We start from the raw sequence: 19,277 nt of genomic DNA, 5'->3' as shown, positions 1-19,277 counted from the left end.
TTACGAAATGGAAACGGCCGAGGCGCGGAGGCGCACCGAGACAGCGGGCACCTGCCGCTTGCGGGGGAGAGTTAGCGTGTCCGGTACTCGAACTTGTCCGCGCCAACTCCAGCTTCGGCGAGAAGCTCGCGGCAGGCACACATCCGATCAGTCCAGCAACACGGTCGCAAAGGTGCCGGTCTGGGTGAACCCGACCCGCTCGTAGGTGGCCCGAGCCACCTCATTGAAATCGTTGACGTACAAGCTGGCGACACGGCCGGTGCCGACGATCACCGCGGCCAGCATCGCGGTGCCCCCGGAGCCCAGCCCTTGTCCCCGTCGTTCGGGGTGCACCCAGACGCCCTGGATCTGCCCCACCGCCGGCGACTGCGAGCCCACCTCGGCCTTGAACACCACCTCGCCACGTTCGAACCGAGCCCACGCCCGGCCGGCCGCGATCAGGTTGGCCACCCGGCGGCGGTAGGCGCGGCCACCGTCACCGAGCCGCGGATCCACCCCGACCTCGCCGATGAACATGTCGACGGCCGCCACCAGGTAGGCGTCGAGTTCGTCCGGGCGCACCTGACGAACCTCCGGGTCCATCGCGCAGTCGGGCATGGTGCGCAACGCCATCAGCGGCTGGCTCTCGCGCACGTCGCGGGCGGGACCCCAGACATCTACCAGGCGCTGCCACATCGGCAACACCAACTCGGCACGGCCGACCAGCGATGAACACCGCCGGATGGCGCTCACCGCCTTGTCGGCGAAGGCCGTCAGGTCGGCCGGCGTCCCGCGCAGCGGTATCAGGTTCGCCCCGGCGTAGCACAGCGATTCGTCCACGCCGCCGCGCGTCCACAGTTCGCCGCCGATGGAACGGGGATCGACACCGTGGTCGGCGACGCGGGCAGCAACCATGCAGGAGCCGACCGGATCCGCGTCGAGCACTCGCCACACCGCGCCGACGTCGCGCGCGACGGACACCCGTCGCTGATCGAGGCGGAAATCCGGCGGAGCCGACATAGTGACTCTTTCTTGCGAACTGACGTGCCGCGCGCGGTCGGCGGATCGGCTGGTTTATGCGGCGGTCCCAGCTTCGCCGCTCCTCCGTCGAGGCTCGCTGAACCGCCGGGTTCAGCTTACGGTGACGGTGGGCGCGCCGCCGGGAGTTCCGTCCCCGGCGTCGGCTCCCACCGCCCCCATCTCCGAAGCCAGGCGCAACGCCTCCTCGATCAGGGTCTCGACGATCTGCGCCTCGGGGACGGTCTTGATCACCTGGCCCTTGACGAAGATCTGGCCCTTGCCGTTGCCGGAGGCCACACCCAGATCCGCCTCGCGAGCCTCACCGGGTCCGTTGACCACGCATCCCATCACCGCGACCCGCAGCGGGATGTCGAGCCCCTCCAGCCCGGCGGTGACCTCGTTGGCCAGCTTGTAGACGTCGACCTGCGCGCGACCGCACGACGGGCACGAGACGATCTCCAGCCCCCGCGGACGCAGGTTGAGCGATTCCAGGATCTGGTTGCCGACCTTGACCTCTTCGACCGGCGGCGCGGACAGCGACACCCGGATGGTGTCGCCGATGCCGCGGGACAGCAGCGCGCCGAACGCCACGGCGGACTTGATGGTGCCCTGGAACGCCGGTCCGGCCTCGGTGACGCCCAGGTGCAGCGGGTAGTCGCACTGCTCGGCCAGTTGCTCGTAGGCGGCCACCATCACGACCGGGTCATTGTGCTTGACGCTGATCTTGACGTCGCCGAAGCCGTGCTCCTCGAACAGCGACGCCTCCCACAGCGCCGACTCGACCAGCGCCTCGGGGGTGGCCTTGCCGTACTTGGTCAAAAACCGCTTGTCCAGCGAGCCGGCGTTGACGCCGATCCGGATCGGCACACCGGCCGCGCCGGCAGCCTTGGCGACATCGGCCACCCGGCCGTCGAACTCCTTGATGTTGCCCGGGTTCACCCGCACCGCAGCACAGCCGGCGTCGATCGCGGCGAAGATGTACTTCGGCTGGAAGTGGATGTCGGCGATCACCGGGATCTTGCTCTTGCGCGCGATGGTCGCCAGCGCATCGGCGTCCTCCTGGCGCGGGCAGGCCACCCGCACGATGTCGCAGCCGGCCGTGGTCAGCGCGGCGATCTGCTGCAGTGTCGCGTCGACGTCGTGGGTCTTGGTGGTGCACATCGACTGCACCGAGATCGGGTGGTCGCTGCCCACCCCGACGCCACCGACCATCAACTGGCGGGTCTTACGGCGCGGCGCCAGTGTCGGCGCCGGCACCGCCGGCATACCTAGGCCGACGGACATGCGGGGTCTCCTGTCAAAACAGCCTGATCGGGTTGACCAAGTCGGCGGTCACGGTAAGCAACATGTAACCGACCACCACGATCAACACTACGTAAGTGGCCGGCATCAGCTTGAGATAGTTCACCGGCGCGGCCGCGACCTTCCCGCGTGCCGAACGAACCATGTTGCGGAGCTTTTCGTACAGCGCGATCGCGATGTGCCCGCCGTCGAACGGCAGCAACGGCACCAGGTTGAGCACGCCCAGGATGAAGTTCAGCTGCGCCAGGAAGAACCAGAACGCCACCCACAGCCCGTGGTCGACGGTGTCACCGCCGATGATCGAGGCGCCCACCACGCTGATCGGAGTCTCCGGGTCACGCTCCCCGTTCGGGTTGCCGATGGCGTGCATCAGCGCGCCGACTTTCGACGGGATGTTGGCCAGCGACTTGCCCAGCAGCACCGCCAGGTCACCGCTGAAGGTGAACGTGGCCGGCACCGCGGTGATCGGGTTGTACTGGGTGGGCCCGAACTGGGCGGCCCCCACCCCGATGGCTCCCACGGTGCTGGGAACCGCCTCGCTGTCACGCCCGTCGGCGATCCAACGCTGCGTGGGCGTCACATCGACGTACTTGGTCAACTCGTGGCCGTCGCGTTCGACGACGATCGGGACGGTGCCGTGCTGTTTGCGCACGGCGGCGGCCATCTCCTCGAAGGTCGACACGGGTGTGTCACCGACTTTGACCACCACGTCGCCGGCCCGCACGCCCGCCAGCGCCGCCGGACCGGGACCCGAGCACGTACCCAGTTCCCCCTTGACGACTTCCGGTGCCACGCAAGCTGTTTCGCCGATCACCGCGCTGGTGGGCGCGTGCAGGTTGGGCAGGCCCCAGATGGTGGCGATGGCATACACCAGCACCAGGCCGATGACGAAGTTCATGCCGGGGCCGGCGAACAGCACCGCCACCCGCTTCCAGGTCTGCTGCTTGTACATGGCGCGCTCGACTTCGTCGGGCGCCAGTTCCTCCACCGCCGTCATGCCGGCGATGTCGCAGAAGCCGCCGGCCGGGATCGCTTTGAGGCCGTATTCGGTGTCGCCGCGGCGCGTCGACCACAATGTGGTGCCGAAGCCGACGAAGTAGCGGCGCACCTTCATCCCGGTGGCCCGGGCCACCCACATGTGGCCGCATTCGTGCAGCGCCACCGATACCAGGATGGCCAGCGCGAACAGCGCGATGCCGACCGCGAACATCATCGGGTGCTTCCGACCTTTCTCATAGCTAGCGCCTCGACGGCGCGAGCCGCCCGTTGGCGGGCCCAGCGTTGCGCATCGAGTACCTCATCCACGGTAGCGGGTTGCGCGGCCCACTGGTCGGCGGCGCCCAGCACCTCGGCGATGGTGTCGACGATCGCGGGGAAACCGATCCGGCCCGCCAGGAACGCTTCGGCTGCCTCTTCGTTGGCGGCGTTGTAGACCGCGGTCATGCAGCCACCGGTCTGACCGGCGTGCCGCGCCAGCTGCACCGCCGGGAACACCGCGTCGTCCAGCGGCTCGAACTCCCAGCTGGAGGCGCTGGTGAAGTCGCATGCCGCCGCCGCGCCGGGCACCCGGGCGGGCCAGCCCAAGGCCAACGCGATCGGCAGCCTCATGTCCGGCGGGCTGGCCTGGGCGATCGTCGAGCCGTCGGTGAAGGTGACCATGGAGTGCACGATCGACTGCGGGTGCACCACGACGTCGATGTGCTCGTAGGCGACGCCGAACAGCAGGTGGGTCTCGATCAGCTCGAGCCCCTTGTTCACCAGCGATGCCGAGTTCAGCGTGTTCATCGGGCCCATCGACCAGGTCGGATGCGCGCCCGCCTGCTCGGGTGTGACGTGCTCCAGCTCGGCGGCGCGGTAGCCGCGGAACGGGCCGCCCGAGGCGGTGAGCACGATCTTGGCGACCTCGTCGGCGGTGCCGGAGCGCAGGCACTGAGCGATCGCCGAATGCTCGGAATCCACCGGCACGATCTGGCCGGGCGCAGCGGCTTGCAGCACCAGCGGCCCGCCGGCGATCAGTGATTCCTTGTTGGCCAGCGCCAGCCGGGCCCCGGTTTGCAGCGCGGCCAGCGTGGGTCGCAGCCCCAATGCGCCGACCAGGGCGTTGAGCACCACATCGGCCTCGGTTTCCTCGACCAGACGGGTGACGCCGTTGGGCCCGAGGTGGGTGGCGTCCAGCGCGTCACCGACCTGCGCGTCGGCCACGGCGATGTTGGTGACGCCGGTCTGGGCGCGCTGAGCGGCCAGCAGCTTCGGGTTGCCGCCGCCGGCCGCCAGCCCGACCACCTCGAAGCGATCCGGGTTGGCGGCGATGACCTGCAGCGCCTGGGTTCCGATCGAGCCGGTCGAGCCCAGCAGCAGAACTCTGGTCCGGCCCGCCGCAGACACACTCACCTGCTCATTGTGCCCGAGATCAGTCGCGTGGTTCCCCGGTGTAGTCGCCGAAGCTCCACAGGTTGCCCTCCGGGTCGCGGACGACGAACTCGCGGGCCCCGTAGTCGGTGCCGGCCAGCGGGCGCACGACATCGGCATCACGGCTCACGACGCGCTGGTAGAGGCCGTCGGGATCGGCGGTGACGACGTAGGCGCCGGTCGTGCCGGGCTCGCGGCACCATTCATTGCCGGGCTTGTGGCTGCCCAGCATGATGCCGCCGCAGCCTTCCGGCCAGATCAGTTCGGCGTGCGCGATGGTGTCGCCGTCCACGCCGCAGCGGGCTGTCTCGACGAAGCCGAAGGTGTCGACGTAGTAGTCGATGAGTTTGATCGGGTTATGCGCTTGCAGGGTCACCCAGACGGTCGGATTGGAAGTGGTCTTGGAAGTGGTCATAGCACCACTGTGATCTGATGCCGTGCCCGCCGTCTTGAATGTTTTGGAACTCTTCGGCCAGCCAGATTCCCGGCGGGACACCGGCGAACCGGACGAAGTCGCGGGTCAGGTGGGCCTGATCGGCGTATCCGGCTTCGGCGGCGACGGCGGCGAGATCGACGCGGTGGTACCGGCGCGCAACGTCGGCGATCCGGGCGGTCGCATACTCGAACCGCATCAGCATGGCCACCGTCTTGGGTGTTCGGCCCACTTCGCGGCGAAAAAGCGTGATCAGGTGCCGCGTGCTCACCCCGACCTGCTCGGCGAGCACGCCAACCGGCGCTGTACCGCGGCTGCGCTCCAGCTGGTGCCAGGCGTACGCCACTTCGGGGCGCACGGTGACGCCCTCACGGCGACGGTGCGCATCCAGCAGGTGATGCGCAACCAGCGCGAAGGCGTCGGGCCACCCGCGCGCTTCGGCGGCCCGTTCATGAAGTTCGGCCGCTGCACGCCCCAGCACCGGTGCCGCATCGAAGTCGGTCACGCTGAGTTCAGCGGCGGGAACCCCGAACAGGGCACGTGACGCCAGCGGGTGCACGGCCAACTGCACTCCGGCCTGCCCGCGGCGCTGCCGTACCTGGCTGGCCTGCGTGTGCAGTCCGCCCAAGATGACCGGACTCGGTTTTGCGGCCGGCAACGCCTCGGCGGTGGCGGCTGCCTGCACCCCGTCGTCGAGGCTGACGATGAATACCAGCGTCGACGACGGCATCCCCCGATGAACGGTGCCGGGGATCTCCCGCACGCGGTAGCCCACCATCGACGTCACACCGGGCGCGCTGTGTGGCGGCGCCACGACGAACTCCGAGATCCGCGGATCTTGGTCGGCTTGGGAGGCCATGGCGCCCACGGTAGACCCTTGACGGCCGTCGCTGCCCGGTGCAGAATCCTACGCACCGCAGGAATTCCTACGGTGTGTAGGAACTGTGAAAGGGGACGAACTTGAACACGCTGCGCGGATGGCTGTCGCTGCCCGACGCCGAGCCCGCCGAGGACTACGGGTTCTTCGGCCCCGACTCAGTGACTTGGAAGGTGTGGAGCTACCCGACCTCGCTGTCGATCGGATTCCAGCGGGCTGTGGTCATCGAGGAACTCGACCCGGGGCTGGTCGCCTCCGTCGATGCCACCCAGGCGATTTACGACCGGCCGCGGACCCGGTACGACCGCACGCTGCGCTACTTCGCGATGGTGGCGTTCGGCGAGAGCCGCACCACCGCCGAGGCCGCCGACATCCTGGTGCGGATCCACTCCAAGGCCATCGGTGTCGACCCGGTCACCGGTAACAATTACGACGCCAACGACCCGGCCGCCCAGCGGTGGATCCACCTGACGGCATGGCATTCCATCCTGTACGCCTACGAGAAGTTCGGGCCCGGGCCGCTGTCGGCCGACGAAGAGGCGTCGTACTGGGCCGATTGCGCCAAGGCGGCTGAGTTGCAGACCCTCGACCCGGCGGACGTGCCGCGCACCCGAGCGGGCGTCCGCGCCTACTTCGAGCAGATGCGCCCGGACTTGGTTGACTCCGACATCGCCCGGCGCGCGATGGCACACCTGTTGCACGCCGAGGTCATCATGCCGCCGTCGCTGCCGCGGGTGCTGTGGCCGGCCACGCTGGTCATCACCGCTTTCCTGCGCCGCGGCACCTTGGCGACCATGCCCCGGTGGATGCGCAAGCTGGGCGGCCTGAAAGCCACTGACACCTCCCGCGTGCTCGACGCGCTGATCGTGCCGCCGCTCAATGCGACATTCACCGTGCTGAGCCTGAGCACTCGCGTGCAGTTGATGCTGCTGCGGCTTATCTCACCCATGACGTTGCCGATCGGCACCCGGGTGCTGCGGTCGATCCGGCCGGTCAACCCCGTGACGACGACGCCGCGCGAGGCCCAGCGGCGTTTCGGTTACGCCGTACCGGCGCAGGCGCACCTCGAGTTCCGGGAGAAACAGGCGAACCGTGTTTTCGGTGAGGGCCGCGCCCCGAGCGACGAGGCGCTTGTCGAGTCCCAGCCGATCCTGGGGAGCATCGGATGAGGCTGGACGGCGTGGCGCAGCTACTCGACCGCCGGCTGAGCATCCGCCAGCTGGTCTATCTCGCCGTCATGGGTTCGGTGGTGCTGGGCGCCTACCTGACGATCGGATTATTCTGGGCCGGCAGTCATTATCAGCACCTGGCCGAGGTCCGCGGCGTGGACAAGGTGTTCTCCGTACTCGGCGAAATCGTCGCCTGGCCGGTACTGATCATTGCCGACATCCAACTACGCTGAGCCGGTGCCGGACCCAGCCCCCAACCGGTCCCGCGCCGAGCATCTCGGGCCGCAACGCCGTCGCCCGCAGGTGCTCGACGCGGCCTTGCAGATCGCCGCCGACCATGGTGTCGCCGGGGTGACCATGGCGGCCATCGCCGAGCGGATCGGCGTGACCCGGCCGGTGGTCTACGCCTGCTACGACGGCCGCGGCGAGGTCCTCGCTGCACTGCTCGACCGGGAGACCGAGTTGATGCTCGCCAGTCTGCTCGCCGCATTGCCGCCGCAGCGGACCGGCAGTGTCGAGGACCGGTTCGTCGCCGGGTTCGGCGCGTTCTTGTCCACCGTGCGTGAGCGTCCGGCGTCATGGCGGATCATCTTCACCGCCGACCAGGATCCCGTGCTGGCCGCCGCAGTCGTCTCGGGCCGCGCCCGGCTCACCGATCGGGTCGCGACGGTGATGCGGCCGCTGCTGGAGCAACGAGCCCAGTCCGAGCGCACCCTGGCGGCGCTCACCGAGGTGTTCCTGGCCATCTGCGAAGCCGCCGCTCGGATGCTGCTCGACGGTGACCGGGAGTGGACACCGGAGGGCCTGGCCGAGGTCGTCGGCCGCGCCGCCTATCGGACGTTCGAGATCGGCGGCTAAACCCCGGTATGCCAGAATGTTGCGCAGGTGACCGAACTGAAGGAGTCGAAGTGGCCAGTACCGAGGTGGAGCGCCGAAGTGTCGACACCGCCGAGGTGCCCTCGGCGGCCTGGGGCTGGAGCGCGATCAACTACCGCACCTGGCACATCTTCGGCCTGGTGATCGTGGGGTTCCTGCTGCTGATGCTGCGCGGCAACCACATCGGTCACGTCGAGGACTACTTCCTGCTGGGATTCGCCGCGCTGTCACTGTTCGTCATTCTGCGCGACATGATCGGCCGCAAACGCGGCTGGCTGCGCTGACAGCGTCTCGCACGCCTGCACTGAGCGCCGAGCCGTCGGTTTCGATGAAGTAGGGCTCAGGCGTTTTCGGCCGCGAGTTGACCACACGCGGCGGCGATCTCACGCCCGCGGGTGTCCCGCACCGTGCACTCCACGCCCTGGGCCCGGACCCGGCGGACGAACTCCCGCTCCACCGGCTTCGGGCTGGCATCCCAGTCGCTGCCCGGCGTCGGATTGAGCGGAATCACGTTGACATGCACCAACTGTCCCAACGCCCGGTGCAGCTTGCGGCCCAGCAGATCGGCCCGCCACGGCTGGTCATTGACGTCGCGGATCAACGCGTACTCGATCGACACCCGCCGGCCGGTCACGTCGGCGTAGTAGCGCGCGGCATCGAGAGCCTCGTCGACCTTCCAGCGGTTGTTGACCGGTACCAGCGTGTCGCGTAGTTCGTCGTCGGGGGTGTGCAGCGACAGCGCCAGCGTCACCCCCAGCCCCTCATCGGCGAGCTTGCGGATCGCCGGCGCAAGTCCGACCGTCGACACCGTCACCGACCGGGCCGAGATGCCGAACCCGTTGGGTGGCGGCTCGGTGATCCGCCGAACGGCGGCCACCACCCGGGCGTAGTTGGCCAGCGGCTCCCCCATGCCCATGAACACGATGTTGGACAGCCGCACCCCAGAAGATCGGGCACCGTCGCGATCTCGTAGTGTCACCGCCGCCGCACGCACCTGCTCGAGGATCTCGGCGGTGGACAGGTTGCGGGTGAGCCCGGCCTGGCCGGTCGCGCAGAACGGGCAGGCCATACCGCAACCGGCCTGCGAGGAGATGCATACCGTGTTGCGCCGGGGGTAGCGCATCAGCACCGACTCGAACTTGGTGTTGTCGTGCGCCCGCCACAGGGTTTTGCGGGTCTCACCGGCGTCGCATTCGATCTCGCTGGCGGCGGTCAGCAGGGCGGGGAACAGTGCCTCGGCCACCGAGGCCCGCACCGTGGCCGGCAGGTCCGTCATCTGCTGCGGATCGGCGACCAGCCGGCCGTAGTACTGGTGGGCCAGCTGGTTGGCCCGGAACGCGGGCAACCCCAGTTCAGCAACGGCGGCGGCACGACCGGCGGCGTCGAGATCGGCCAAGTGCCGCGGCGGAAGGGCCCGTCGCGGTGCGCTGAACACCAACTGTTGCGTCACGATCGGTACCAGTATGCCCGCGACTCACGGCAGAACGGTCAACACGACCCACGTCATCACGGCCGCCGGCAGCAGCGCGTCGAGCCGGTCCATGATCCCGCCGTGTCCGGGAAGCAGCCGGCCCATGTCCTTGATCCCCAGATCGCGTTTGACCTGCGACTCGATGAGGTCGCCGAAGACCCCGGTGAATACGAGCAGCAGCCCCAGCGGCAGGCCCACCCACCACGGCCGGTCGAGGAACACCGTCACCGCGAAGACCGCCGCGGCGATACCGAGCACCAGCGATCCGACGAAACCCTCCCAGGACTTCTTCGGGCTGATCGCCGGCGCCATCGGGTGCTTGCCGAACAGCACCCCGACGGCGTACCCGCCGATGTCGGAGAAGACCACCGGGAACAGCAGACACAGCACCCGGCCGGGCCCGTCGTCGCGAAAGACCAGCAGCGCCGCGAAGCTCATGCACAGCGGAACCCAGACCGCGATCAGCACCATCGCGGACATGTCCCGCAGGTAGTTGACCGGGGCGGTGTGCAGCCCGCGGTGTACCAGCCGCCACATCATCGAGATGACCACGGTGGCGCCGAACGCGCCCAGCACCCCCCTGGCCCCGAACGGCAGCGACAGCCAGAGCATCGCCTGGCCGCCGAGCGCCAGCGGGATGAACGGGACGTCGTAGCCGACCTCCCGCAGCCGCCTGGTGATCTCGTGGGTGGCGACCGGGGTGGCCACCGCCAGGATCAGCACCCAGAACCGCGGGGCGAACAACAACGTGTAGACCAGCATCCCGGCGAGGATCGCCCCCACCACGATCGCGGCGGGGAGATTGCGCCCCGCCCGCGACTGCCTCTTACCGGTGTCTGCACCGGTGTCGTTGTCTGCCACGGGGATTGGTTGCCGAGGTCGCTAGACCTCCAGCAACTCGCCTTCTTTGTGTTTGACCAGCTCGTCGATCTGGCTCACATACTGCTGGGTGGAGCGGTCGAGGTCTTTCTCCGCACGGCCGACCTCGTCCTCGCCGGCCTCACCGTCCTTGCGGATACGGTGCAGCTCCTCCATCGCCTTGCGACGGATGTTGCGCACCGAGACCTTGGCGTCTTCACCCTTGGACTTGGCCTGCTTGACCAGTTCCTTACGTCGCTCCTCGGTGAGCTGGGGCACCGCCACCCGAATCAGCGACCCGTCATTGCTGGGGTTCAGGCCCAGATCCGAATTGCGGATCGCCGTCTCGATGGCGCCGAGCTGGGAGGCCTCGTAGGGCTTGATGACCACCAGCCGTGCCTCGGGCACGTTGATGCTGCACAGCTGGGTGATCGGGGTGGGCGACCCGTAGTAGTCGATGACGATCCGGGAGAACATGCCCGGGTTGGCCCGGCCGGTGCGAACGGTCGCCAGATCCTCGCGGGCCACCGCCACGGCCTTCTCCATTTTCTCTTCGGCATCGAAGAGAGCCTCGTCGATCATCTTTGCCGTTCCTCTCCCCCGCAAGGCGGGTGGTGCCCCACCGAACTCTCAGGTGGTGACCAGTGTTCCGATCTTCTCACCTGCGACCGCCCGCGCGATGTTTCCGTCCACCAGCAGGTTGAACACCAGGATCGGCATGCCATTGTCCATGCACAGGCTGAACGCGGTGGCGTCGGCCACCCGCAGCCCGCGGTCGATGACTTCGCGGTGACTTATCGCGGTGAGCAGTTCGGCGTCGGGGTTGACCCGCGGGTCCTCGGTGAACACCCCGTCGACGGCCTTGGCCATCAGCACCACCTCGGCACCGATCTCCAGCGCGCGCTGCGCGGCTGTGGTGTCGGTGGAGAAATACGGCAGCCCCATACCGGCGCCGAAGATCACCACCCGGCCCTTCTCCAGGTGCCGCTGGGCGCGCAGTGGGATGTACGGCTCGGCGACCTGACCCATGGTGATCGCCGTCTGAACCCGGGTGTCGATACCTTCCTTTTCCAGAAAGTCTTGTAGCGCAAGGCTGTTCATCACGGTGCCGAGCATGCCCATGTAGTCCGAACGCATCCGTTCCATGCCGCGCTGCTGCAGCTGCGCACCGCGGAAGAAGTTGCCGCCGCCGATCACGACCGCGACCTGCACACCGTCACGGACCACTTCGGCGATCTGGCGGGCGACCTGGGCGACGACGTCGGGGTCGAGCCCGACCTGGCCGCCGCCGAACATCTCTCCGCCGAGTTTGAGTAACACCCGGGAGTAATGGGGGCGGCCGGTCGGTGAGACGCGATCGGTACTCGTCGGCTCCGTCATCAGGCTCCTCGGGGGCTGGCGCGCATGACAGCGCCATCGCGGAGACGCGTCCGCGACGGCAGTTGCCATCCTGCCCTACCGGGCCGGTCAGACGGTGCCCGGGGGTACGAACGCAGGCGATCAAACGTCACAACAGGTGAAAATATTTTCAATTGATGATTTCGCTGCTATGGTCGGGGCCGTGCCGAACTCGTTGCACCAGGTGAAGGCCGAGTTCTTCAAGACGCTCGGACATCCGGCTCGGATCCGGGTACTGGAACTGTTGGCCGAACGCGACCGAACGGTCGGCGAACTGCTGCCCGAGATCGGCCTGGAGGCGTCGAACCTCTCCCAGCAGCTAGGGGTGCTTCGGCGCGCCGGAGTCGTGACGGCGACCAAGGAGGGCAACACGGTGGTCTACTCGATCGCCTCGCCGGTGATCACTGAACTGCTCGCGGTGGCCCGCAAGGCATTGACCGGACTGCTCAGCGACCAGGTCGCGATCCTCGACGATCTGCGAGCCCGTCGATGAGCTGGCTCAGCAGGATCCTTGCGCTCGGCCGCATCGCCGAACCGGCCGGCGACCGCCCGCCGCAGACCTCCGACCGATCCAGCGGGCTGGCCGGCTCGGTGCAGGTCCGCCATGTCGACGCCGGATCCTGCAACGGCTGCGAGATCGAGATAGCCGGCGCCTTCGGTCCGGTGTACGACGCCGAACGGTTCGGCGCGCGGCTCGTCGCCTCACCTCGGCACGCCGATGCCCTGTTGGTCACCGGGGTGGTCACCCGCAACATGGCCGAGCCACTGCGCAATACCGTCGAGGCGACCCCGCGGCCGCGCCGGGTCATCGCGTGCGGCGACTGCGCGCTCAATCGTGGCGTCTTCGCGCAGGCCTACGGAACCGTGGGCGCCGTGGGCGAAGTCGTGCCGGTCGACGTCGAGATCCCCGGCTGCCCGCCTACCCCGGACCAGATCGTCACCGCGCTACGGTCGGTGACCGAAAGGTGAGCACCGCTGCTCCGCAGTTGTTGCCCCGCGCTGCCTTCGGGCCGCTGATCAGCGGTGCGGCGACGGTCGGTCTGGGCGCCGGGGGGCTCGGCGCCGGAGTGGCCGGCATGTTCGGTGCCCTGCCCACGGTCCGGATCGGCTGGCTGCTGCCGCTGCTGGGCGTACAGCTGCGGGTCGAGCCGCTCGGCGGCTTCTTCATGGTTCTGACCGGCGCGGTGGCGGTGGCCGCCGGCCTGTATTGGATCGGCTACAGCCGACACGAGGGCTTCGGCGCCGTCCCGCTGACGGCGTTGCCGGTGTTCGTCGTCACGCTGCTGGCCGTTCCAGCGGCGGGGTCGGTGACGACCTTCCTGTTCGCCTGGGAGCTGATGGCGCTGACCTCGCTGGTGCTGGTGCTCACCGATCAACAGCGCAGCGAAGTGCGTTCGGCCGCCTTGATCTACGCGGTGATGACGCAGTTGGGCTTCCTGACGTTGTTGCTGGGGATGGTGATACTGGCCGCGACCACCGATGACGTCTTCGCCCGGATCGGCGCGGTACCCGACGGCGTGCGCAACACGGTCTTCGTGTTGACCCTCATCGGTTTCGGCTCCAAGGCCGGCCTGCTGCCGTTACACGCGTGGCTGCCCCGGGCGCATCCCGAAGCACCGAGTCCGGTGTCGGCACTGCTCAGTGCCGCCATGGTCAATCTCGGCGTCTACGGCATCATCCGCATCGACATGCAACTGTTGGGCCCCGGACCGCGATGGTGGGCGTTGACGCTGTTGGCCGTCGGCGGCGTGTCAGCGGTGTACGGGGTGTTGCAGGCCTCGGTCGCGACCGATCTCAAACGGCTGCTTGCTTATTCGACGACGGAGAACATCGGCCTGATCACCCTGGGGCTGGGCGCCGCGATGTTGTTGGCGGGCGCCGGCTCGCAGCCGGCCGCCGCGGTGGCGCTCACCGCGGCGCTGCTGCACCTGATCGCCCACAGCGCGTTCAAGAGCCTCGGGTTCTTCGCGGCCGGATCGGTGCTGGCCGCGACCGGCCTGCGCGATCTGGACCGGCTCGGCGGCTTGGTCCGCCGAATGCCGCTCACCACAGCGCTGTTCGGGGTGGCCGCGCTCGGCGCCGCCGGGTTGCCGCTGGGGGCGGGCTTCGTCAGTGAGTGGCTGCTGATCCAGTCGCTGATCAACGCCCGTCCCGGGGACGACGTCACGATCGCGCTGGTGACACCACTGGCGGTGGCCGCGGTCGCGCTGACCGCCGGGCTTGGGGTGGCCGCGATGGTCAAGGCGTTCGGGTTCGGCTTCCTGGCCCGCCCACGCTCGGATGCCGCTGCGGCGGCGCGGGAATCGCCCGAAACGATGATCGCCGCGATGGCGTTGCCCGCTGCGGCGTGCGTGGTGCTGGCCGTCGTCCCCGGCGCAGTGGCCCCGATGCTCAACCGCGTGATCGCCACAGTGCCGGTCTTCGGTGACTCCCCGGCGCTCGGGGTCTTCGTGCGCCTGCCCGGCCTGGATGCGTCCATGGCCCCGGGCCTGCTGGCCGCCGCGCTGGCCGCCGCCGTCCTGCTGGTGGCGATCGGCTCCCGGTGGCGTTCGCGGCGGCGGCCCGCGCCGGCCACGGTGCCGCTGTGGGCCTGTGGCGCCGACGAGCTGACCCCGCGCATGCAGTACACCGCGACGTCGTTCGCCCAACCGCTGCAGCAGGTGTTCGACGACGTGCTGCGGTTCGACACCGGCGTCGAGGTGAGCGGGCAGGCGCCGTCGACCTATGTGGTCGACCGGATCGCTTACCGGGCGCGCATCGCCGACGTCATCGAAGACCGGTGGTACACACCGGTGACGCGGGCTGTCGGCGCCGCCGCGCAGCTGGTGCGGCGCGCCCACACCGGCAGCGTGCACCTGTATCTGGCCTACGGCGCCATCGGCGTGCTGATCGCCCTGCTGGTGGCGCGATGAACACGATGACCTATCTGGCCGGTTTCCTACAGGTCGCCGGTGTCATCGCCGGGGCCCCGCTGGTGATCGGACTGATGCGCCAGGTCCGGGCGCGGGCGGAGGGCCGCACCGGCGCGGGGATCCGGCAGCCCTGGCGGGATATGCGCAAGCTGCTGGGTAAGCAGCTGCTCAATCCGCGGGGAACCACCTGGGCGTTCGCCGCGGCCCCGGTAGCGCTGGCCGCCACCACACTGGTCATCGTCGCCGCCGCACCGCTGGTGGCGACGGGTTCGCCGCTGGACCCGGTCGCCGACCTGATCACCGTTGTCGGCCTGTTGTTCCTGGGTACCGTGGCGCTCGCGCTCGCCGGCATCGACACCGCGACGGCGTTCGGCGGTATGGGCGCCAGCCGGGAGATCACCATCGCCGCGTTGGTCGAACCGACGATCCTGCTGGCGGTGTTCGCGCTGTCGATTCCGGCGGGGTCGGCCAATCTGAGCGCCATCGTCGGTAACACCGTCGACCACCCGGGTCAGGTGGTGTCGTTGGCCAGCGCGCTGGCTTTCGTCGCGCTGGTGATCGTCATCGTGGCCGAGACCGGTCGGCTGCCGGTGGACAACCCGGCCACCCATCTGGAGCTGACGATGGTGCACGAGGCCATGGTCCTGGAGTACGCCGGACCCAAGTTGGCTCTGGTCGAGTGGGCGAGCGGCATGCGGCTGACGGTGCTGCTGGCGCTGCTGGCGAACCTGTTCTTCCCGTGGGGCATCGCCGGGGCGCACCCGAGCCTGCTCGACGTGGTGGTGGGCGTCGGCGCGATCGCGATCAAGGTGGCGCTGCTCGCGACCGCCCTGGCAGCCGTCGAGGTGTTCATCGCCAGGTTGCGGCTGTTCCGGGTGCCCGAACTGCTGGCCGGGTCGTTTCTGCTGGCGTTGCTTGCGGTGACCGCGGCGAACTTCTTCAGCGGAGTCGGCGGATGAGCTACAACAACATGCTGGACCTGGCGGCCGGCGGGGTGCTGTTGGCCGCGGTGCTGGCGGTCTGGCGCCGGGACCTGTCGGTGACCGTGCAACGGTTGCTCGTCGCCCAGGGCGCCGCGCTGGCCGCCATCCCGCTGATTCGCGGGGTGCACGACCATGACCGGGCGCTGATCGCGGTGGCGATCGCGGTATTGGCGGTGCGCGCCGTCGCGCTGCCGTGGCTGCTGGCCCGCGCGCTCGGCGCCGAACGACGCGAACGCCGCGAGGCCACTCCCCTGGTCGGCACCGCCGCGTCACTGCTGGTGGTGACCGTCCTGGTGGTAGTGGCGTTCGTGATCGCCCAGCCCGTCATCGACCTGCAGCGCAATTCGGCGACCACCGCGGCCGCGGCGGCCATCGCCACCGTGCTGATCGCGCTGTTCATGATGGCGACTCGCCGCCATGCCATCTCGCAGGCAGCCGGGCTGTTGATGCTGGACAACGGGATCGCCGCCACCGCCTTCCTGCTCACGGCCGGCGTCCCGCTGATCGTCGAACTCGGCGCGTCACTGGACGTGTTGTTCGTGCTGATCGTGCTCGGCGTGCTGACCGGACGACTGCGCAACACCTTCGGCGGAGTGGATCTGGACCTGCTACGGGAGCTGCGCGACTGATGACACCGCTGATGCTGCTACCGCTGCTGACTCCCGTCCTGGCGTCACTGCTCTCGGTCGCCGTGGGCTGGCGCCGGCTCAGCGCTGTGGCGACCCTGGGGTCGGCACTGACGATTCTGGGATGTGGTGTGGCGCTGGGCTTCCGGGTGGACGACCGGGCCCACCTGGCACTCAACGGCCTGCTGCGCGCCGACGCGCTGTCGGCGACCATGCTGATCGTGATCGGGGTCGTCGCCAGCCTGGCCACCTGGGCGAGCATCGGCTACGTCGACGCCGAGTTGGCCCGCGGGGTGACCGATCGGCGTGGGGCACGCATATACGGCGTCCTCACCCCGGCGTTTCTCGCGGCAATGGTTCTGGCGGTGTCGGCCAACAACATCGGCGTGGTGTGGGTCGCCGTCGAGGCCACCACGGTGGTGACCGCGTTTCTGGTCGGGCATCACCGCAGCCGTGCCGCGCTGGAGGCCACCTGGAAATACGTCATGGTGTGTTCCGTGGGGATCACCGTCGCGTTCCTGGGCACCGTGTTACTGCACTTCGCCGCGCGCCACGCCGGCGCCGGCGACGACGCGCTGCACCTCGATGTGCTGGCGGCCCACGCGGCGGCACTGGACCCGGCGGTGACCCGGCTGGCCGGCGCGCTGCTGCTGATCGGCTACGGGGCCAAGATGGGCCTGGCACCGTTTCACACCTGGCTGGCCGACGCGCACAGCCAGGCCCCGGCACCGGTCTCGGCGTTGATGAGCGGGGTGCTGCTGTCGGTCGCGTTCTCGGTGCTGATCCGCCTCAAGCCGATCATCGACGCCGCGACCGGCCCCGCTTTCCTGCGGGCCGCGCTGCTGGCCACCGGCCTGGCGACGTTGCTCATCGCCGCACTGCTGCTGACCGTCACCACCGATCTCAAACGGCTGCTCGCCTATTCGTCGATGGAGACGATGGGCCTGATGGCCGTGGCCGCAGCCGCGGGCACCCGGCTGGCGGTCGCGGCGCTGCTGTTGCACGTGCTGGCGCACGGTGTCGGCAAGACGGTGCTGTTCTTGGCCGGCGGTCAGTTGCAGGCCGCCCACGGCACCACCGCGATCAGCGAGATCACCGGGGTGCTCGGCAGGTCACGGCTGGTCGGCGGTGCGTTCGCGGTGGGGATGGTGGTGCTGCTCGGCCTGCCCCCGTTCGCGATGTTCGCCAGCGAGCTGGCGATCGCGACGGCACTGGCCGACGCCCGGCTGGCGTGGGCGTTGGGGCTGGCGCTGGTGGCGCTGCTGGTGGCGTTCGCCGCGCTGATGGCCAAGTCCGGCCGCATCCTGCTGGGCACACCGAGTGCCGACGGCCCGACGATCCTGGTGCCGGCCACCGTCGCTGCCGCACTGGTGACAGGCGTGCTGGTCTCCCTCGCACTGGGCGTGACAGCCGGTCCGCTGACAGGGTTGTTCACCGCTGCGGCAACCCAACTCGGGGCGCTGTGATGGCTCCGATCAACCACTGTCGACCGGTCTCCGATGCGGAGCTGCCCGATGCGGCCGCGGCCCTGCTGGCCGACGGCTTCCGGCTCGCGCTGGTGGCGGCCCACGACGACGACGACAGCTTGCGGGTGGTGTATCTGTTCCTGGCGGGCCGACCCGACCGTCGTTGCGAGCTGACCCTGACCATTCCGGCGCAGCGGCCGTCGATTCCCTCGCTGGCCCGGTTGTCGTTTCAGGCCGGCCGCTTCGAACGCGAGATGCAGGACCTGTACGGGATCACCCCGCTCGACCATCCGCAACCACGCCGGCTGATCCGGCACGCGCACTGGCCGCAGGATTGGCACCCGATGCGCAACGACGCCGGTCCGGCGCCGGACTTCGTTGCGGCGGGCCGTTTTCCGTTCCTCAACGTCGAAGGGGCCGGTGTCTATGAGATTCCGGTCGGCCCGGTGCACGCCGGCCTGATCGAACCGGGCCATTTCCGGTTCTCGGTGGTCGGCGAATCGGTGTTGCGGCTCAAAGCCAGGCTGTGGTTCGTGCACCGCGGAATCGAGCGACTGTTTGCCGGCCGGTCCGCGGTCGGCGCGGTCGAGCTGGCCGAGCGGATCAGCGGTGACACCTCCGCCGGTCACGCGCTGGCGCACAGCCTCGCCGTCGAGGAGGCCCTCGGCGTCGAACTGCCCGATCCGGCACACCGGCTGCGCGCCTTGCTCGTCGAGCTCGAGCGGCTCTACAACCATGTCGCCGACCTGGGTGCCTTGGCCAACGACGTCGGTTTCGGGCTGGCCAACGCCCACGCCCAACGCGCCCGTGAGCAGCTGCTGCGCATCAACGCGCAAACGACCGGAGATCGGCTGCTGCGTAAGGCGATCCGGCCGGGAGGCGTGGTGCTGCAAGCACTGCCTGACCCGAATCGACTGCAGGCGCTGGCCGACGACGTCGCCGAGATCGCGGAGCTGACCCTGGGCCACTCGGTGATCTACGACCGGTTCGCCGGTACCTCGGTGTTGAACCGCACGGATGCGGAGGCGCTCGGCACGCTGGGGTATGTGGCGCGGGCCAGCGGGCTGGTCACCGATGCCCGCCTCGACCATCCGATTACCGACCTGCCGGTGACGGAGGTGACGGCGACAGCCGGCGACGTGCTGGCGCGTTACACCGTCCGCCGCGACGAATTCGCCGCCTCGGTGGCGTTGTGCCGCACCCTGATCGACGGTCACCACGGGCCGATCGATGTTCGGGCGCAGCTTCCCGGGCCGGCTGGGGCCGGCAACGGGGTCGGGATCGTCGAGGGGTGGCGCGGCAGCATCGTGCACCGGGTGGAGACCGGCGCCGACGGAACCATCACCCGCGCCAAGATCGTCGACCCGTCCTGGTTCAACTGGCCCGCACTGCCGCTCGCCATGACCGACACCATCGTCCCGGACTTCCCGCTGACGAATAAAAGCTTCAACCTGTCCTACGCGGGAAACGACTTATAGCGGCTCGGCGCGGACCCGAT

21 protein-coding genes are annotated in these 19,277 nt (G+C 69.1%); 11 read left to right on the top strand and 10 right to left on the bottom strand.

The genetic code is table 11. The annotated features are described in order from the left end of the window. Nucleotides 1–147 precede the first annotated feature (147 nt). The 6 genes from G6N19_RS17200 to G6N19_RS17175 all read right to left on the bottom strand — a co-directional run bounded on the left by G6N19_RS17200 (nt 148) and on the right by G6N19_RS17175 (nt 5,921). Nucleotides 148–999 (bottom strand): GNAT family N-acetyltransferase, encoded by an 852-nt coding sequence (locus tag G6N19_RS17200; protein ID WP_013829517.1) that lies wholly within the window; start codon nt 997–999, stop codon nt 148–150. 111 nt (nt 1,000–1,110) lie between these two features. Further along, entirely contained in the window at nt 1,111–2,283 is a 1,173-nt protein-coding gene (gene ispG / locus G6N19_RS17195) for a flavodoxin-dependent (E)-4-hydroxy-3-methylbut-2-enyl-diphosphate synthase (RefSeq protein WP_013829518.1), read from the bottom strand. A gap of 13 nt (nt 2,284–2,296) precedes the next feature. Beyond that, nucleotides 2,297–3,514 (bottom strand): M50 family metallopeptidase, encoded by a 1,218-nt coding sequence (locus tag G6N19_RS17190; RefSeq protein ID WP_041318233.1) that lies wholly within the window; start codon nt 3,512–3,514, stop codon nt 2,297–2,299. Next, nucleotides 3,511–4,692: a 1-deoxy-D-xylulose-5-phosphate reductoisomerase gene (gene dxr, locus G6N19_RS17185; RefSeq protein WP_232062417.1), complete on the bottom strand. Its 1,182-nt coding sequence runs from the start codon at nt 4,690–4,692 to the stop codon at nt 3,511–3,513. Before dxr ends, G6N19_RS17190 begins: the two co-directional genes overlap by 4 nt. A gap of 19 nt (nt 4,693–4,711) precedes the next feature. Continuing rightward, nucleotides 4,712–5,125 carry a VOC family protein gene (locus tag G6N19_RS17180; RefSeq protein ID WP_049792892.1) on the bottom strand — a complete coding sequence of 138 codons (414 nt, stop codon included), beginning with the start codon at nt 5,123–5,125 and terminating at the stop codon, nt 4,712–4,714. Further along, nucleotides 5,067–5,921 carry a helix-turn-helix transcriptional regulator gene (locus G6N19_RS17175; RefSeq protein ID WP_083039996.1) on the bottom strand — a complete coding sequence of 285 codons (855 nt, stop codon included), beginning with the start codon at nt 5,919–5,921 and terminating at the stop codon, nt 5,067–5,069. The genes G6N19_RS17180 and G6N19_RS17175 overlap by 59 nt, the downstream gene beginning before the upstream one ends. Before the next feature lie 182 nt (nt 5,922–6,103). Between G6N19_RS17175 and G6N19_RS17170 the strand changes: the two genes are divergently transcribed. From G6N19_RS17170 to G6N19_RS17155, 4 genes are read left to right on the top strand one after another with little or no spacing between them, the layout of a single operon-like run. Continuing rightward, on the top strand, nt 6,104–7,189 hold the full coding sequence (locus G6N19_RS17170; RefSeq protein ID WP_013829523.1) for an oxygenase MpaB family protein: 1,086 nt from the start codon (nt 6,104–6,106) through the stop codon (nt 7,187–7,189). After that, complete coding sequence (locus G6N19_RS17165; RefSeq protein WP_041318237.1) at nt 7,186–7,422, top strand: hypothetical protein; 237 nt, start codon at nt 7,186–7,188, stop codon at nt 7,420–7,422. The genes G6N19_RS17170 and G6N19_RS17165 overlap by 4 nt, the downstream gene beginning before the upstream one ends. A gap of 4 nt (nt 7,423–7,426) precedes the next feature. Continuing rightward, nucleotides 7,427–8,047 carry a TetR/AcrR family transcriptional regulator gene (locus tag G6N19_RS17160; protein ID WP_013829525.1) on the top strand — a complete coding sequence of 207 codons (621 nt, stop codon included), beginning with the start codon at nt 7,427–7,429 and terminating at the stop codon, nt 8,045–8,047. A gap of 50 nt (nt 8,048–8,097) precedes the next feature. Next, nucleotides 8,098–8,349, top strand: coding sequence for a DUF2631 domain-containing protein (locus G6N19_RS17155; RefSeq protein ID WP_013829526.1), 252 nt, complete (start codon nt 8,098–8,100; stop codon nt 8,347–8,349). 56 nt (nt 8,350–8,405) lie between these two features. Here the strand turns inward: G6N19_RS17155 and rlmN are convergent, their stop codons facing one another. Genes rlmN through pyrH form a run of 4 tightly spaced genes read right to left on the bottom strand, consistent with a single transcriptional unit; the run spans nt 8,406 to nt 11,774 of the window. Then, complete coding sequence (gene rlmN, locus G6N19_RS17150) at nt 8,406–9,515, bottom strand: 23S rRNA (adenine(2503)-C(2))-methyltransferase RlmN (protein WP_013829527.1); 1,110 nt, start codon at nt 9,513–9,515, stop codon at nt 8,406–8,408. A 24-nt stretch (nt 9,516–9,539) separates the two neighbouring features. Next, nucleotides 9,540–10,397, bottom strand: a complete 858-nt coding sequence (locus G6N19_RS17145) for a phosphatidate cytidylyltransferase (protein WP_041318240.1) — start codon at nt 10,395–10,397, stop codon at nt 9,540–9,542. 21 nt (nt 10,398–10,418) lie between these two features. Beyond that, the gene (frr, locus tag G6N19_RS17140; protein WP_013829529.1) at nt 10,419–10,976 is read right to left on the bottom strand and encodes a ribosome recycling factor; all 558 of its coding nucleotides are present in this window, start codon (nt 10,974–10,976) and stop codon (nt 10,419–10,421) included. A gap of 48 nt (nt 10,977–11,024) precedes the next feature. After that, the gene (gene pyrH, locus G6N19_RS17135; RefSeq protein WP_041318244.1) at nt 11,025–11,774 is read right to left on the bottom strand and encodes a UMP kinase; all 750 of its coding nucleotides are present in this window, start codon (nt 11,772–11,774) and stop codon (nt 11,025–11,027) included. Between the two features lie 181 nt (nt 11,775–11,955). On the opposite strand from pyrH, the gene G6N19_RS17130 reads away from it, so the two are divergent. The 7 genes from G6N19_RS17130 to G6N19_RS17100 are packed head-to-tail and all read left to right on the top strand — an operon-like array spanning nt 11,956 to nt 19,257. Beyond that, entirely contained in the window at nt 11,956–12,285 is a 330-nt protein-coding gene (locus G6N19_RS17130; protein WP_085975774.1) for an ArsR/SmtB family transcription factor, read from the top strand. Continuing rightward, the gene (locus tag G6N19_RS17125) at nt 12,282–12,761 is read left to right on the top strand and encodes an NADH-quinone oxidoreductase subunit B family protein (RefSeq protein WP_013829532.1); all 480 of its coding nucleotides are present in this window, start codon (nt 12,282–12,284) and stop codon (nt 12,759–12,761) included. The genes G6N19_RS17130 and G6N19_RS17125 overlap by 4 nt, the downstream gene beginning before the upstream one ends. Beyond that, a complete protein-coding gene (locus tag G6N19_RS17120; RefSeq protein ID WP_013829533.1) occupies nt 12,758–14,704 on the top strand; it encodes a proton-conducting transporter transmembrane domain-containing protein in 1,947 nt (648 codons plus the stop codon). The genes G6N19_RS17125 and G6N19_RS17120 overlap by 4 nt, the downstream gene beginning before the upstream one ends. A gap of 5 nt (nt 14,705–14,709) precedes the next feature. Continuing rightward, complete coding sequence (locus G6N19_RS17115) at nt 14,710–15,663, top strand: respiratory chain complex I subunit 1 family protein (protein ID WP_193466428.1); 954 nt, start codon at nt 14,710–14,712, stop codon at nt 15,661–15,663. Continuing rightward, entirely contained in the window at nt 15,660–16,316 is a 657-nt protein-coding gene (locus tag G6N19_RS17110; RefSeq protein ID WP_013829535.1) for a hypothetical protein, read from the top strand. Before G6N19_RS17115 ends, G6N19_RS17110 begins: the two co-directional genes overlap by 4 nt. Continuing rightward, on the top strand, nt 16,316–17,779 hold the full coding sequence (locus G6N19_RS17105; RefSeq protein ID WP_013829536.1) for a proton-conducting transporter transmembrane domain-containing protein: 1,464 nt from the start codon (nt 16,316–16,318) through the stop codon (nt 17,777–17,779). Before G6N19_RS17110 ends, G6N19_RS17105 begins: the two co-directional genes overlap by 1 nt. Further along, nucleotides 17,779–19,257: a hydrogenase large subunit gene (locus G6N19_RS17100; protein WP_041318250.1), complete on the top strand. Its 1,479-nt coding sequence runs from the start codon at nt 17,779–17,781 to the stop codon at nt 19,255–19,257. Before G6N19_RS17105 ends, G6N19_RS17100 begins: the two co-directional genes overlap by 1 nt. Nucleotides 19,258–19,277: the final 20 nt, after the last annotated feature.

Source organism: Mycobacterium novum, assembly GCF_010726505.1.
Lineage (GTDB): Bacteria > Actinomycetota > Actinomycetes > Mycobacteriales > Mycobacteriaceae > Mycobacterium > Mycobacterium algericum.
This window is presented reverse-complemented; position numbering and strand designations above follow the sequence as displayed.

Coding starts and splice junctions, on each gene's coding strand:
- G6N19_RS17115 (WP_193466428.1), top strand. CDS start 14,710: ATGACCTATCTGGCCGGTTTCCTACAGGTCGCCGGTGTCATCGCCGGG.
- G6N19_RS17165 (WP_041318237.1), top strand. CDS start 7,186: ATGAGGCTGGACGGCGTGGCGCAGCTACTCGACCGCCGGCTGAGCATC.
- G6N19_RS17190 (WP_041318233.1), bottom strand. CDS start 3,514: ATGATGTTCGCGGTCGGCATCGCGCTGTTCGCGCTGGCCATCCTGGTA.
- G6N19_RS17100 (WP_041318250.1), top strand. CDS start 17,779: ATGGCTCCGATCAACCACTGTCGACCGGTCTCCGATGCGGAGCTGCCC.
- G6N19_RS17110 (WP_013829535.1), top strand. CDS start 15,660: ATGAGCTACAACAACATGCTGGACCTGGCGGCCGGCGGGGTGCTGTTG.
- G6N19_RS17105 (WP_013829536.1), top strand. CDS start 16,316: ATGACACCGCTGATGCTGCTACCGCTGCTGACTCCCGTCCTGGCGTCA.
- G6N19_RS17175 (WP_083039996.1), bottom strand. CDS start 5,921: ATGGTGGGCTACCGCGTGCGGGAGATCCCCGGCACCGTTCATCGGGGG.
- G6N19_RS17200 (WP_013829517.1), bottom strand. CDS start 999: ATGTCGGCTCCGCCGGATTTCCGCCTCGATCAGCGACGGGTGTCCGTC.
- ispG (WP_013829518.1), bottom strand. CDS start 2,283: ATGTCCGTCGGCCTAGGTATGCCGGCGGTGCCGGCGCCGACACTGGCG.
- frr (WP_013829529.1), bottom strand. CDS start 10,976: ATGATCGACGAGGCTCTCTTCGATGCCGAAGAGAAAATGGAGAAGGCC.
- G6N19_RS17180 (WP_049792892.1), bottom strand. CDS start 5,125: ATGACCACTTCCAAGACCACTTCCAATCCGACCGTCTGGGTGACCCTG.
- pyrH (WP_041318244.1), bottom strand. CDS start 11,774: ATGACGGAGCCGACGAGTACCGATCGCGTCTCACCGACCGGCCGCCCC.
- G6N19_RS17125 (WP_013829532.1), top strand. CDS start 12,282: ATGAGCTGGCTCAGCAGGATCCTTGCGCTCGGCCGCATCGCCGAACCG.